This window comes from Streptomyces sp. NPDC048389, assembly GCF_040706335.1.
In the GTDB taxonomy this organism is placed as follows: Bacteria; Actinomycetota; Actinomycetes; order Streptomycetales; family Streptomycetaceae; genus Streptomyces.
Genome location: NZ_JBEZKP010000088.1, coordinates 1 through 14,384 on the forward strand (window position 1 = coordinate 1; position 14,384 = coordinate 14,384).

Consider the following 14,384-nt stretch of genomic DNA (forward strand, 5'->3'; position numbering starts at 1 on the left):
CCGGGAGTCATACGCCCCCGACCAGCACGAGCACCCCGAAGCCCATGCACACCAGCCCCGTGACCTGCAACTTCACGATGCACACAACTCACTGGGCCGTGTCGCTGATCTTCCCATCATCGTGGACATCGACAACGCGGGCGGTTCGGTGCGCACGGCGGAGCGGTTCGCGTACGACCTGATGCGCGCCGGAGCCGCAGCGGTGTGTGTCGAGGACAGCGCGTACCCGAAGTGCAACAGCTTCGCGGCCCACCGGGCCCAGAGCCTCGCCGACCGGGACCTGTTGTGCGAGCAGGTGGGGCGCATAGGGAAGGTCGCCGGTGACGGCCTCGTGGTCGTGGCCCGCACCGAGGCCCTGATCGCCGGCGAGGACATGGCCACGGCGATCGCCCGCGCCGAGGCGTACGCCGAGGCCGGAGCGGATGCGGTACTCATCCATTCCAAGGACGCGACCGGTGATCAGGCGCGGGCCATCGGACGTGCGTGGAGTCACGGCGTGCCGCTGGTCAGCGTGCCCACGGCGTTCCCCGACCTGAGCGCCGCCGAACTCGGCGAGGCCGGCTTCCGCCTCTGCATCTACGCGAACCAGCTCAGCCGTGCCGCCCTCGCGGGTATGCGCGCCGCCGCTCGTCAGTTCCGGCGCGGAGGGAGTTTCCGCTCCACCGTCGCGGGGTCCCTCGCGGAGGTCGGCGACCTGATGCGCGTCGGCGAACCGGAGGCGCTGTCGTGCGTCTGACACCCGAACTGCCTCGGATCAGTGTCTCCGTGAAAGCGGCGATCGTGCGCGACGGCGCCGTCCTGCTGCTGTCGTACGACGACGAGGCCGGGTTCCACTACAACCTCCCGGGCGGCAAAGCCCAGGTCGGCGAGGACCTGCGCCGGGCCATGAACCGCAAGGTCGCACAGGAGACCGGTCTCCAGGTCGTGGCCCGGCGTCTGCTGTGCGTCGTCGAGTACGTCCCCGAGTCGTGGCAGGGCGAGTTCGGACACGTACAGAAGGTTCAGTTCAACTTCCTCGCCGAGCAGGTGGACGACGCCGAGCCGCACATGCCGGAACCGCCGGACCCCATCCAGGTGGGCTTCGAGTGGGTTCCGCTGGAACGTCTGGGCGACGTGTACCTGCTGCCCCGGATCAACCGCCCGCTGTCGGCGGCGTTGAGCGGGGAGCTCGCCGACCCCTTCGTGGACAGGTGGTGACCTTCATGGATCCGACGTTGAAGGATCTGCGGGAGTGGCTGCTGCGGGAGCACTCCGGGACGGTCTGTGCCGACCGGCTCCGCGTGATCGCCGACGAGCTCGCCGACTTGACCGCTCGCGGTCTGCCGGGAGCCGTGGTGGAACTCGGCTGCTACAGGGGCGCGATGGCCCTGTGGATCCGTAGAGTGCTCGACTCGCTGGGCGATCGCGACCGCGAGATCCACGTCTACGACTCCTTCCAGGGCATGCCCGCGCCCGGCGCCGAGGACTCGGACCATCTGGCGGCGGGCGAGCTCCAGTCGTCCCCGGACGACGTGCGCGCCACACACGCGGCCTGGGGCAGGCCGGCACCGGTCATCCATCCGGGATGGTTCGACGAGACCCTTCCCAAGGAGCTGCCCGACGAGATCGCGTTCGCCTACCTGGACGGCGACTTCTACGACTCGACCCTCACGGGACTCACGCACTGCGTCACCCGCCTGGTGCCGACCGGCGTGTTGCTCGTCGACGACTACGCGGACACGGCGGCCAACCCGCGGGCCTGGGACGGGCTCCCGGGGGTGAAGCGCGCCTGCGACGTGTACTTCGGCGCGCCGTCGCCCGTGACCGTCGTCGTCGGCGAGGGCGATCTCGCCTTCGGCCGGTACGAGAAGCCGGAGATCCTCGGATGAGCGCTGTCCTGGTGTTACGCCGTGCGGCGGACGCGAGCGCGATCCGCCGCGCCCTGCCCGATGTCCTCGTACACGAGTTGCCGGACCTGGACTCGCCTCTGCCCGCCGACACGGCCGTGCTCGTCCTGCGTTCCGGCGTCCGTCTCGGCGAGAGGGAGTTCGACGCGCTCCCTCACCTGCGGCACGTCGTACGGACCGGCTCCGGCATCGACCACATCGACATGTGCGCCCTCCGGCACCGTGGCATCACTTTGCACCGCAACGCCGAAGCCGGCGCGGGAGCCGTGGGCGAGTGGGTCCTCGCCGCTGCCCTCGCCCTAGCCAGGCGGATCCCCTTGGGGCAGAACGCGCTGCTGCTCGGCCAGCACGAGAAGCAGGCGTGCATGGGTGCGTCACTCGGCACCCTGGCCGCAGGTATCTGGGGCGCGGGCCCGGTGGGGCTGGCCGCCGACTGGGCCCTCGCCCCCTATGTGGGCCGCACAGCCTTCGCCGCGTGGCCGTCGAACCCTCCCGGTCTGCGGGAGCTGTCGCAGACAGCGCTCATGGAGCGGTCGCAGGTACACGTGATCGCTCTACCGCTGCGCCCCACGACCGAACAGCTCATCGGCGAGGACTTCCTCGCACGCGTCGCTCCGCAGCGGCCTCTCCTCATCTGCGCAGGGCGGCTGGAGACCCTCGACGTCGCCGCCTGCCTGCGGGCGCTGGCGGACGGGAGACTCTCGGGCCTCGCCCTCGACCCGGTCGAGCGGAAGCATCTGCCGCTCCTCACCGGCTCCACGACGCCGCTCAACCTCCTGGCCTCACCTCACATAGGAGCCCAGCGTGCCGATGTGCGCGGCGCGCTCGACATATGGGCCATAGATCTCCTCAGGGAGATCACCGCTGACGACAAGATCCTGATCAAGGGAGGCCCCCGGTGAACCCGTCATCACGACTGCGCCGGGAAATCGCCGACAGAGTCGCCCAGGCGCTGCTCGCGTCCGGCGAGGCTCGTGAGGTCTGGCTGGAGGGAGCCCTCGCCTGCGGATTCGCCCACGCGGCGAGCGATATCGACCTGCGTGGCATCGTGGACGGCGCCCCTCCGGCGTGGGAGTCGCGCATCGTGGACGGTGTCCGTGTCGACCTCCAGGCGACGGCGCCGCAGCGGGCCGAGGAACTCCGTCACCTGCTCCGCTCCTTCGACGTGCGCCGCGACGACCTCGGATCGTTCCGCCGGGTACGCGCCTCGATGGGCGACCTCATGTGTCTGCGCACCGCTCTCTCGTACGACTCCGGACGCTGGGATCCGGTGCTCGATCCCGGGGAGCGCCAGGGCTACCGACGCTGGGCGGTCGCCGACCAGGCCGAGGTCGCTGCGAGTCTGGCCGAGGACCTGACCGGCCTCGTCGAGGACGGCCTCGCCGAATCAGCCAGCGTCGTGTGCCGGAAACTGGAGACCTGCCTCACCGCGCTCGAGTGCGCGGCGGCTGGTCATCCGGTCCTGGGCGACAAGTGGCTACCGCTGCTTGCCGGCGCTAGTTCAGTCCGTCGATCGACCCGGCCCGCGCGGAAACGTGGGAGTGGTTCCGTCCGGTTCAGCGACGCGTGGCCAGAGCGCTCCTGGGCTGCTGGCCCGTCGACGACCCGGTGCAGGAGCCTCCCAACCTGGTTGCCCCCGATGCCGGCTGGCTGCCCCAGCGGTACGCCGACGGGTGGTTCCTTCGCCGCGGCGATGTCCACATCCCCATCACCGGCGGACAGCTTCTCGGGTGGCTGTCCACGGTCTCCACCGATGGCGCGTAGACCGCGCCTCTCCTCCTCGGGAGTCCCTCTGATGCCCGTCACCCGCACCGCCCCGACCGACCTGGAGAGTCTCTACGCCCCGCTGTCGAGCACCGGTCCGGACACCGCGGTCTCCGTCATCCTCAAGCTCCGCGGGGAGACCTGCGACATCGACTGCCTGTACTGCTTCGAGAAGCGCAAGGAGTCACCGGGCGGCGCCCGGATCAACGCGGCACAGGTCCACCGCCTCGGTTCGATCTTCTCCGGGCGCCCGCTCAGCATCGAACTCCACGGCGGGGAGCCCCTGACCGCCGGCCGGGAACGGATCGCGGAGATCCTGGACGCGCTCGCCGCACAGCCGAACGTCATCCGCGTGAGCCTCCAGACCAACGGCCTCCAGCTCGACGACGCGTGGCTGGACCTGTTCGAGCGGCACTGCCCGGAGCTGGAGATCGGCCTCTCCCTCGACGGGGACGCCCTGGGGAACTCGTGGCGCGTCGGGTACGACGGCCGCCCCACGTACCCCCGAGTGGTCGAAGCCCTGGAACTCCTCGGCCGTCGGGAACGCCGTGTCGGCGTCATCTGCGCCGTCACCCCGTACGTCCTCGGCCGGGCCTCCGAGGTCATGGAGCACCTCGCCTCCTTTCCCGCCGTGACGACGGTCAGCCTGGTGCCGTGTTTCGACGCGGCGGTCACCCGGTCGACCACGGTGGTCGGATCCCGTGCGCCGACCAGTCGGGCACTCCAGCGACGGGCCATCGGCCCCACCGGCCCGGCCTGGGCCGTCACGCCTCGTCAGTACGCCGACTTCGTGTTGGAGGCCGCCCACCACTGGGTCGCCGACGGCCTGTTCCGCCGCGTCAAGCTGGAACCCGTCGTCTCCGTCATCCGCCGCCTGAAGGGTCTGCAGACTCGTTCTTGCCACTTCTCCCACTTGAAGTGCGACCACGTCCTCACCCTCTATCCCGATGACCGCCTGGGAAGCTGTGACGAGCTGCCCTGGCCGCAGGCCCGCCTCGCCGCGCTCGGTGACGTACACGCTGAGGCGGACGTGGCCGGCGCCCAGGGCGGCTCTCCCCTGCTCCGGCAGGCACGCTCCCTGGTCACGGAGTGCACGACCTGCGACTACCGCGACACCTGCGGCGCGGGCTGCCCGGCGGTCCGCCTCCGCTTCGCCGCCGCAGGCGACGAAGACGCGTACTGCGACCACCGCAAGCGTCTGATCGACGGCGTCGCCGCCCTGCTCGCTCAGCCGGACCTCCCACCCCCTGCCTCCTGTTCCCGGCTGCGCTGGCGTCCCGTCCGCCCCAACGACATGCACCACGTCGCCGCCTTCCTGGCCCAATGGGACGACCCCACCGTGCCCCGCACGCCCGCGCGTCTCCAGGTCAGCGCCGACGGGAACATCAACACGGTCGGTCTGCCCGGCGTGCACGAGGCAGACGATCTCGACCCCCACCATCCCCAGTGGTACGAGGGCATCGAGTCCGGCATCCGCCCGGTCGTCGACTCGCTCACCTCAGGCTGGAAGGCCGTCACCTATGACAGCTGCCAGGGTCACGCCTACGCAGACCTCCCCGGAGCCGAGCCCCGGTTCCTCTCAGTCGGCATCCTGCCGCGCGACCGCGCCGAGTACGCGCGTACAGCTGCACGCCTGTGCCGTGCCGCCAGCCGAGCCGAGTCCTTCCTGCCGGGCGCGTGTTCGCTGGTCCTCGGTCGCGGCGAACTCGCCTGCCGCACCACCGGCCGGGTGTATCCGACCCTCGACCTCTCTCTCGTGCCCGCTGTCGGCACCACGTCGGCCGAGTACTTCGAGGACCTCGCCCAGGCGGTGCACGTACTCACAGTGGCCCTGGCTGAAGCCGCCTCCGCCCCGCCGTCCACCCCCTGCGCGTGCGGAGGCGACCAGTGATCCACATCGCCGAGACTCTGTCCACTCGTACTGTGGAGGGCTTCCTCAAGCCAGACGAGATCGAGCGACTCAACCTCGTCATGGACGACACACTCGGCTCCCTCGGGCGCGACCGGTACGGCACAGCTCGCCGTACCACCATCCATGAGGTCCCCGGTCACTCAGCCGCCGAGGCGCAGGACGTCTACGAGCCGGCCGGCCGGATCGAGATGACCGACATCCCGTCCGAGGCGACCGCCCTCCTCGACCAGGCCCTGAAGCTCCACATGGCCACTATCACGCGCACCCTGCCGTCGGTCACCGGCCACCGGCCGTGGATCTATCTCGAATACGGCCCCGGTCAGTACATCTCCCCGCATGCCGATGGCATCGCTCCCGATCCCCTCGCCCGTCCCCGCCAGATCGCCGCCGCGACGGTCACGCTCACGGACATTGACGACACCGGCGGCGCGTTCTACGTGGAGACCACGGGCAGCGACGCCGTCTGGACCGCCGACGAGGCGCCGGTCGGATCGGGTTACGCCCAGGGAATGCGCTTCGCACAGGAAGGGACGGACATGTCCTCCCCCTGGTTCCGCACCATGCCCCGCACCCGATGGAGCGTCGCACTCGCTCCCGGCACGCTCGTGGTCTTCGGCAGTCAGCTCGTCCACGGCACCGAACCCGTCCTCGCCGGCCGCGTTCGCAAGTTCCTCACGCTCTTCGTCTCCGAGTAGGAGGCTTCCCCGCCATGACTGGCCCCCGCGGCCCGCCCCGCAGCCACACCCCACGGCCCCGACCAGAGGAGAGAGCGAGCAGTGGCAGAAGACAAGACATTCGACGAGTTCCTGGAGGCAGTCGCATCCCTGCGCGACAGCGGCCCCGTGCGCACCACCGCGCACACCTCCAACGCGGCCACCGAGACCTGGCTGGCCACCACGGTGCAGCCCGCCACCGCTGAGCCCACCACCGAGTCCTGACCCGCCACGGGGCCGGACCCGACCCGGTCCGGCCCCGTTCCACCCCTGGAGCCCCAGATGAGCGCTCTCTCCCCGGAAGCCCTGGTCGCCCTCGGTGGCATCGCTGACCATCAGCGCCTACGGACCAGCCGTATCACCTCCGTACTCGCCAACCGCCTCGGCTCGTCCGCCCTCGACTACGCCGTGGCCCACCATCTGCTCGAAGGCGCCGAACACGCGGCGCGCGCCCGGGACGCGGACCGCCTCGACTGGTACCGCCGTACGACGGTAGGAGACCTGACCCACCTGTCGACCGGCCCGCACATCGTGCTCAATCCGCGCACCACGGACCTGCTCCGCTCGGAGATTTCCGAAACCGCGTACTACCTCGTCGGCCCCGACACCAGCCCCGCCACACCCGAGGCCCTTGGCCTCGTTCGTGCCGCCACCGCCTCCGCGACCGAGCACGGCTTCGGGACCCTGCTCGCCCAGCACGCCCCCGTCATCTGCCTGCTCAACCGTCGCCGACTCGACGAGACCCTCCACAGCTGGGCCATCACCCGCCTCCCGGGCACTGTCTTCACCGACTACACCGCCCACCCCCAGGTCCTGGCCCGCGACCTGATCCACGAGGCCGCCCACAACTGGCTCAACGACGCCCTCGCAGCACACGACGTGCGCCTCCCCACGGACGTCACCTTCTTCTCGCCCTGGCGAGGCACTGACCGTCCCGTCTTCGGATTCCTCCATGCGTGCTGGGCGTTCGCCCTCACCGTGCTCTACACACGAGAGGCTCTGCGCAGCGCCACGGGCGCAGTCGCACCCTTCCTCGACGCCCACCTGCGTCAGCAGGCGGTCCAGTTCGCTGCCACTGCCGAGTGCTTGGATCAGGCCCTCTCGTACGTGTCGGCAAACGAAATCCGTGAACGCATCGGCCGCGCAGTCGGCAAGGTCGTGGGTCCCGCGTAGCATCCGCCTAAGTTCGGTGGGGACCCGCGGTGCGCCACTACGTATTTCGGCCTGCGCGAAAGACTTCAGTCACGCACGAAAGATCTCATTCGGTACTCCAGTTGCCGCACCGAACACTTCGGTGCGTGATAGGCGTTGAGCAAGGGATTCCGGTCACAGAGGTCGGCATCACGAAGCCCTGGGGGTACACATGTCCAATGAACCGAGCGATTTTCGAGCCTGGCTCATGCGCCACGTCGACGAACAGTCACCCATCGGCGACCTCGCCCGCGACGTACGGGACGACGCCGAATGGCCCGGGGGCGAACCCGAGTCGTTCGAGCTCTACAACGAGTATCTCGACTCCATGAACGCCTGCGAAGGTGCATTGGATGCCCTTGAGGAGGCGTGGAGCCGCTATGAGGGGGTTCGGACGTGAGCCTCAGCGGACTGAAGTCTTGCGGTGATGGCAGTGATCTTGGCCGCCGCACGAAGACCTCAGCAGCCAAGTTACAGCCGCGTCGACTGAAGTCTCCGGTGCGATCCAACAACCTACGTGGCGCCGGGAGGAGCCAGTTGAACTCGTCGCGCAACAGAACCAATTGCCAGAAAGGGCAAGCCCAGCAGGCCGAGGACTCGGTCACTCGCGCCCTGGTCAAGGCACCCAGCAACCAGCGACGACTTACGGACGGCCGGGCTACGAGGACCGTCCTCCTCGGCATGATCCGCGAGTGGGAGGAGATTCGAGGCGGCAGATTCGCGTGCAGGCTGGTCGGCAGTCGTTGGGCTCATCTGTCCGACGATTCCCTAGCGATCGGCGACTACCGCCCGCTCGGCCTCAGCACCGACATGTGTGCCGTGAGCGACCATTCCACGGCACGCACCTTCGGATCTGGATACCGGGACTTCATCGTCGGGAACGCCGCGCCCGTGTCCTACTGGAGCGCACTCACGACACTCGACGACATGGCTCCCGTCATGCTCGCTGTCCTCGACCGCGAGCTCACCGGCGGCATAGCGTGCCTCGACTGGTACCTGCAGACCTCATGCCCACCCAGGCTCTGCCGAGAGCATCCTGCCGAGGACGGCACGCCGTTCTGCGGCTCGATGAGCTGCGCAGGAGCATCACCGGGGACGCCGTGCGACTGCTCTTGTGGTGGCGCGAACCACGGAATGGGTGAGGAGGCCGTCCAGGCTCTGCGTCCCGAGGTGCCAGACTGGTCAACGGCACCAGCGCCGCTGTGGCGCCCAGGCGCCGGCAGCGTAGAAGTCGATCGCGAGCACCGTCGGATCGTGGGCCGAGACCCCTTTAGCAGGCATGGTTCTCGTGTGCGGACGCCGTCGATGGCATGGACCTCAAGGACGAAACATGGCGCATGAACTGATCGCCATCTGCGACGAATGCAAGCACGCCGTCGCCGACAGTGAGGGAAGCCTTTGGGTCGACATGGCCGAGGTTGACCAGCACGCGATCAACGTCCCACGCATGGAAGCAGCTGGAGGCCGAACCAGCGACAGACAGGCTGCAGACCTGCTCCTTTTCAAGCCTCCTCTCGTACCCAGAACCAGCTCCCTGGCGTGTTCATCACGCCGTCTGTGACCCGGCGCCCAACGCCAACGCTTACGCGATCGAGGTCCACCGCTGCCGCAGCTGGGCAGACCTCGTCGTCTGAACCTCGCATCTCATGGGCAAGGCGTGGCTTGCACACACGGACTGGCGCAAGGTGCTCGAGGGCGCCGGGGAGTCTCGCGGCAGGCAAATCGTCCCGGCCGCACCCCCGACGCTGCACCGCTAGAGCCGCCCGGGTGGTCTCACTTTGGGTCTCATTCACCCCCGTCCGGCCCTGTCCAGACGAGGCCACGTCGGACGCTCCGCCGCAGGTCAGGACGCCCCCGTCCCGCCCGGAACCCCCAGACGAACATGTGAAAAGGGCGTTGGGGGCAACCCCTCACGAGTTCGAATCTCGTATCCCCCGCAGTCGCAGGAACAGGCGAATCGAGAACCCCGGACCGCTCAAGCGGCCGGGTTTCTCGGCATACCCTGGTCTCCCTTGCGGTCTCGTTCATGTCCGACGTTCACGACATCTCGCACGGCATGCCGGGACCGCCCGCGCTCCGGCGCATCAGCAGGTCGCCCGCCTGCTGCCTGAGGCCACCGGCACGGCCCGACTCGGCGGCGACCTCACGGCTGTCGACGCCGAGATCTACGCCGGGGCTCCGCAACGTCCTGGATCCGTACGTGCTCGAACGGGCCGGTGCGGGCCGAGCGCACCTGCGGGGAATAGCACACGCTCGGTGCCCGCGGGCGGGATCGGGAGCAGGACGGCCGGATCCGCGAAAGAGGGACGGTTTCCGGTCAACCATGTGCCCCTCGTAAGGCGCCGGACAACCCATAGTGCCCTTCACGGCCTCTCACAGGCGGGAGACAGTTTCGCTACGGGGGGCCGCCTCGTTCGGACCAGGGCGGCCGGTTGTGTGTGCGGGCTGTTGATCCACCGTCCCATCAGGCACTTTGGACAACGAGGATTCATGACCAGATCCCACCATGCCCGCCTGTGGCGTTCCGTGTTCGCCGCCGGAGCGGCGCTCGCTGTCACCGCCGGCGTCGTCGCCGCCGCTCCCGACGCCGAGAAGGCGCGGACCAAGCAGACCAAGCAGACCAAGCCGAAGTTCAGTCTGATCGCCGCCTCCACGTCGGTGACTCTCGACTCGTGGAAGGAGGATCCCGGGATCTATCTGGACCTCGGGACCTACCTCACCGCGGAGAACGGCCCGCTCGAGCTCAAGGTGACTCGCAAGTCCTACAAGGACCCGGTCGTCGCCACCCAGGTCATCCGCCAGGGCAAGGCAGTCCTGACGAAGACCCTGCCGACCGGACTGGTGAAGGACTTCTCCGGGCTGCCCGGCTTCATGCGAGTCACGATCACCGACTCGGCCGGCAAGACCGTGCTGACCAAGGACGAGTCGTTCTGCCCGAACAACGCCTCCGGCCGGGTACGCCCCGACGCCCCGGCCAAGTCGAAGTATCCGGAGAGCTGTCCGGTGAACCCCTTCACACTCGGCTCGGTGTGGGGAGTCGAGAAGGGCTGGGCATCCAACACGTACTCGGGCTACTACTCCGACCCGGTCGTCCTCAAGGCCGGCAAGTACACCGCCAAGGTGTCCGTGACGAAGCGCTACCGCGACCTGTTCGGCATGGCGGACAAGCCGCAGACGATCAAGGTGACCGTACGCGAGCGCAGCTGGGAGGAGGGCAGCGCACGGGCGTCGGCCGCCGGAGGCCATGAAGGTCACGGGACGGGCCACTCCGTCGCCGGCAGCCACAAGGGTCACAGTGGTCACAGCGGTCACGACGCGATGCGTACGGCCGCGCCCGCGGCACCCACGAGTGGTGCGGGCCCCGCGTTCAACGTGGGTCACGGCCCCCACCCGTCCGCCCCGCCCGCCGTGCCGTGGGCGGTGAAGATGGCCGGCCTCAGGGCCGCCGCACAGGCGGCGGACGAGCCCGGACAGACCGACGGTTCCCGGCAGGCGCCGGCGCAGTCGCCCAACGCGAAGCGGCCCACGGGCAAGGCGTCCGTGCCGAACGTGCCGAAGCCGGACCTGCGCTCGCTGCCCGCCTACGGCATCCAGATCAGCGACGGCGGGGACGACGTCCCCGGCAAGGACTATCTGGCCTTCAGCGCCAACGTGTGGAACGCCGGCCCCGCGCAGCTGGTCGTGGACGGTTTCCGGTCCCCCGGCAAGAAGCTGATGGACGCCTATCAGTACTTCTACGACGCCAAGGGCAAGCAGGTCGGCTACACGCCGACCGGCACCATGGAATGGGACCCCCGGCCGGGACACGAGCACTGGCACTTCACCGACTTCGCCAGCTACCGCCTCCTGAAGGCCGATCGGAAGGAAGCGGTGCGCAGCGGCAAGGAAGCCTTCTGCCTGGCCAACACGGACGCCGTCGACTACACGGTGAAGAACGCCAACTGGCATCCGCAGAACACCGACCTGTCCACCGCGTGCGGCCGGGAGAACTCGATCTCCGTCCGTGAGGTGCTGGACGTGGGCTCCGGCGACACGTACACCCAGGACCTGCCCGGCCAGTCCTTCGACATCACCGACCTGCCCAACGGCACCTACTACATCCAGGTGCTGGCCAACCCGGAGAAGCGGCTGAAGGAGACCAATCTCAACAACAACAGCGCGCTCCGCAAGGTCGTGCTGGGCGGCACGCCCGGCGCCCGCACCGTGAAGGTGCCGGCCCACCACCTCGTCGACGCCAACTGATCCCCGCATGACGCACGCCGGCCCCGGGACATGCTCCCGGGGCCGGCGTCGCACGTCCGCCGCCCGCGTGGGTGACACACGGCGGGCGGCGCCGGCCGGGGGCTGTCGCGGGCGGGCCGCCTTCTCGCCGTGCACGGCGCTCCCGGGGGAAGCCCGGGGCGTCGCGTACCCCGGAAAGGCCACGTCCGCCGTGCACACGCCGCTCCTTCACTGGCGGCGCACCTGCCACCGGGTGATCATCGGGGCATGAGAGCCACGATCCACCTCGCCCAGCAACCGGAGGCCGACGAACTGCTCGGCCGCAGTCCCCTTGCCGCCCTGATCGGGATGCTCCTCGACCAGCAGATCCCCATGGAGTGGGCGTTCACCGGCCCGTACACCCTGACGCAGCGCCTGGCGACCGACGATCTCGACGCCGCCGAGATCGCCGCGTACGACCCGGACGCCTTCACGGAACTGCTGACGGAGAAGCCGGCGGTCCACCGCTATCCGGCGTCGATGGCCAAACGGGTGCAGGAGCTGTGCCGGTCCATCGTCGACGAGTACGACGGCGACGCGAGCGCCGTCTGGTCGGACGCGCGGAGCGGGGCGGAACTGCTGGCGAGGCTGAAGGCGCTGCCGGGCTTCGGCGAGCAGAAGGCGCAGATCTTCCTGGCACTGCTGGGCAAGCAGTACGGCGTACAACCCGAGGGCTGGCGGGAGGCCGCCGGTGCCTACGGCGAGGAGGACTCCTACCGGTCGGCGGCCGACATCACCGGGCCGGAGTCGCTGGCCAGGGTCCGGGCGTACAAGCAGGAGAAGAAGGCCGCCGCGAAGGCGGCCAAGGCCGCGCAGACCGCGCGGACCCTGAAGGCGACGAAAGCCGCCGGCGGGGCGAAGTCGACCAAGGCCGCGAAGCCGCCCAAGAAGCCTTGATGAACAGCGTGTTCATGTGGATGGAGGGCTTCCGCGTGCCAATGGGGCGAAATGCGCCATGAGTTGCGGCACAGGTGTTCCCAGCGGCCGCAGAGATCGCTAACTTCCCTTCAACCCTCGTAAACCTCGGGAAGGACCTCTGTGAAGGCAACCCATCGCAGAGCCGTGGCCACCATGGCCGCAGCCGCACTCGCGACCCCGCTCCTGCTGGCATCCGCCTCCCCGTCCGCCGCACGTCCGGACCCGGGCGACCGGGCCGCGAAGGACGCGTCGAAGCTGGCACGGAAGCTGGTCCAGAAGTCGTCCGCGGACGACGCGTACGAGCACCTCGAGAAGTTCCAGCAGATAGCGGACAGCACGGGCGGCCACCGCGCCGCCGGATCGCTCGGCCACGACGCGTCGGCCGCGTACGTGTACCAGCAGATGAAGAAGTACGGATACGACGTCTCGTACCAGCGCTTCAGCTTCGTCTACACAGAGACCCTGGCCGAGAAGCTCTCCGTGGTCTCACCGACGCCCCGCGACATCGACATCGCGGCCATGACGTACACCAAGTCCACCCCGGTGGGCGGCATCAAGGCCGACGTGGCCACCGTGCCGGTGGACGACACGACCGGCTGCGAGGCGGACGACTACGCGTCGGACACCTTCACCGGCAAGATCGCGCTGATCAAGCGCGGTGGCTGCACCTTCGCCGCCAAGCAGGCCGCCGCGGCCGGCGCCGGCGCGGTCGGCGCGATCGTCTACAACAACACCGAGGGCACCCTCTCCGGGACCCTGGGCGACCAGGCGTCCGCGAAGATCCCGACCGGCGGCATCACCCAGGCGGAGGGCGAGAAGCTCGCCGCGGAGGTCGCGAAGGGCCCCCTGAACGTCTCCTTCGAGATCCGCGAGCTTCAGGAGGAGCGCAGCACCAACAACGTGATCGCGGAGACCCGCCGGGGCAACGCCGCCAACACGGTGATGCTCGGCGCGCACCTCGACTCCGTGACCGCGGGCCCCGGCATCAACGACAACGGCTCCGGTTCCGCCGGCCTCCTCGAGGTGGCACAGGAACTCGCCAAGCGGGAGAAGTCGCCCACCAACAAGGTGCGCTTCGCCTGGTGGTCGGCGGAGGAGAACGGCCTGCTCGGCTCCGAGCACTACGTCGCGAACCTCAGCAGCCTGGGCAAGAAGGAGGTCAAGCTCTACCTCAACTTCGACATGATCGCGTCGCCGAACTACGGGATCTTCGTCTACGACGGCGACGACTCGGACGGCGTCGGCGCGGGCGAGGGCCCGGCCGGCTCCGCGCAGCTCGAGCGCGACATCAACGAGTACCTCGACAAGCGGGGCACCCCGCACGAGGGCACCGACTTCACGGGCCGCTCCGACTACGGGCCGTTCATCGAGGTCGGCATCCCGTCCGGCGGCACCTTCACCGGCGCCGAGGGCATCAAGACCGAGGCGCAGGCGCTGAAGTTCGGCGGCGAGGCGGGCGTCGCGTACGACGTGAACTACCACGCGGCGGGCGACGACCTCAGCAACATCAACATGGAGGCGTTCGCCGTCAACATCGGCATCATCGCCAACGCCGTCGGCACCTACGCACACGACATCAGCTCCCTGCGCAAGCCCGTCACGACCGTCCCGACGGACGGTGACGCGGGCAGCGGCGGCGGCCTGCACGACGGGCACGACCACGAGGTGACCGAGTAACACCCCCTCTCCGATCACACCGGTACGTCGCGGCGCGCCGCGGGCACCACGCCCGCGGCGCGC

General features: G+C 69.2%; 13 protein-coding genes. All 13 read left to right on the forward strand.

Annotation, left to right across the window (positions count from 1 at the left end; all coding sequences use genetic code 11):
* On the forward strand, positions 1-736 hold a 736-nt coding region (locus AB0903_RS32995; RefSeq protein WP_366708434.1), incomplete at its 5' end, for an isocitrate lyase/phosphoenolpyruvate mutase family protein.
* Positions 727-1,197, forward strand: a complete 471-nt coding sequence (locus AB0903_RS33000; protein ID WP_366708435.1) for an NUDIX domain-containing protein — start codon at positions 727-729, stop codon at positions 1,195-1,197. The genes AB0903_RS32995 and AB0903_RS33000, both read left to right, overlap by 10 nt.
* A gap of 5 nt (positions 1,198-1,202) precedes the next feature.
* Entirely contained in the window at positions 1,203-1,868 is a 666-nt protein-coding gene (locus tag AB0903_RS33005) for a TylF/MycF/NovP-related O-methyltransferase (protein WP_366708436.1), read from the forward strand.
* On the forward strand, positions 1,865-2,788 hold the full coding sequence (locus tag AB0903_RS33010) for an NAD(P)-dependent oxidoreductase (protein ID WP_366708437.1): 924 nt from the start codon (positions 1,865-1,867) through the stop codon (positions 2,786-2,788). The genes AB0903_RS33005 and AB0903_RS33010 overlap by 4 nt, the downstream gene beginning before the upstream one ends.
* A complete protein-coding gene (locus tag AB0903_RS33015) occupies positions 2,785-5,541 on the forward strand; it encodes a radical SAM protein (RefSeq protein ID WP_366708438.1) in 2,757 nt (918 codons plus the stop codon). The genes AB0903_RS33010 and AB0903_RS33015 overlap by 4 nt, the downstream gene beginning before the upstream one ends.
* On the forward strand, positions 5,538-6,257 hold the full coding sequence (locus tag AB0903_RS33020) for a phytanoyl-CoA dioxygenase family protein (RefSeq protein ID WP_366708439.1): 720 nt from the start codon (positions 5,538-5,540) through the stop codon (positions 6,255-6,257). The genes AB0903_RS33015 and AB0903_RS33020 overlap by 4 nt, the downstream gene beginning before the upstream one ends.
* A gap of 81 nt (positions 6,258-6,338) precedes the next feature.
* On the forward strand, positions 6,339-6,500 hold the full coding sequence (locus AB0903_RS33025) for a hypothetical protein (protein ID WP_366708440.1): 162 nt from the start codon (positions 6,339-6,341) through the stop codon (positions 6,498-6,500).
* Between the two features lie 57 nt (positions 6,501-6,557).
* Positions 6,558-7,448, forward strand: coding sequence for an HEXXH motif-containing putative peptide modification protein (locus tag AB0903_RS33030; RefSeq protein WP_366708441.1), 891 nt, complete (start codon positions 6,558-6,560; stop codon positions 7,446-7,448).
* 190 nt (positions 7,449-7,638) lie between these two features.
* Entirely contained in the window at positions 7,639-7,866 is a 228-nt protein-coding gene (locus tag AB0903_RS33035) for a YozE family protein (RefSeq protein ID WP_366708442.1), read from the forward strand.
* Between the two features lie 930 nt (positions 7,867-8,796).
* Complete coding sequence (locus tag AB0903_RS33040; protein ID WP_366708443.1) at positions 8,797-9,027, forward strand: hypothetical protein; 231 nt, start codon at positions 8,797-8,799, stop codon at positions 9,025-9,027.
* Between the two features lie 929 nt (positions 9,028-9,956).
* The gene (locus AB0903_RS33045; RefSeq protein ID WP_366708444.1) at positions 9,957-11,708 is read left to right on the forward strand and encodes a lysyl oxidase family protein; all 1,752 of its coding nucleotides are present in this window, start codon (positions 9,957-9,959) and stop codon (positions 11,706-11,708) included.
* A gap of 246 nt (positions 11,709-11,954) precedes the next feature.
* Positions 11,955-12,623 (forward strand): HhH-GPD-type base excision DNA repair protein, encoded by a 669-nt coding sequence (locus AB0903_RS33050; protein ID WP_366708445.1) that lies wholly within the window; start codon positions 11,955-11,957, stop codon positions 12,621-12,623.
* 165 nt (positions 12,624-12,788) lie between these two features.
* The gene (locus tag AB0903_RS33055) at positions 12,789-14,321 is read left to right on the forward strand and encodes a M28 family metallopeptidase (RefSeq protein ID WP_366708446.1); all 1,533 of its coding nucleotides are present in this window, start codon (positions 12,789-12,791) and stop codon (positions 14,319-14,321) included.
* Positions 14,322-14,384 lie beyond the last annotated feature (63 nt).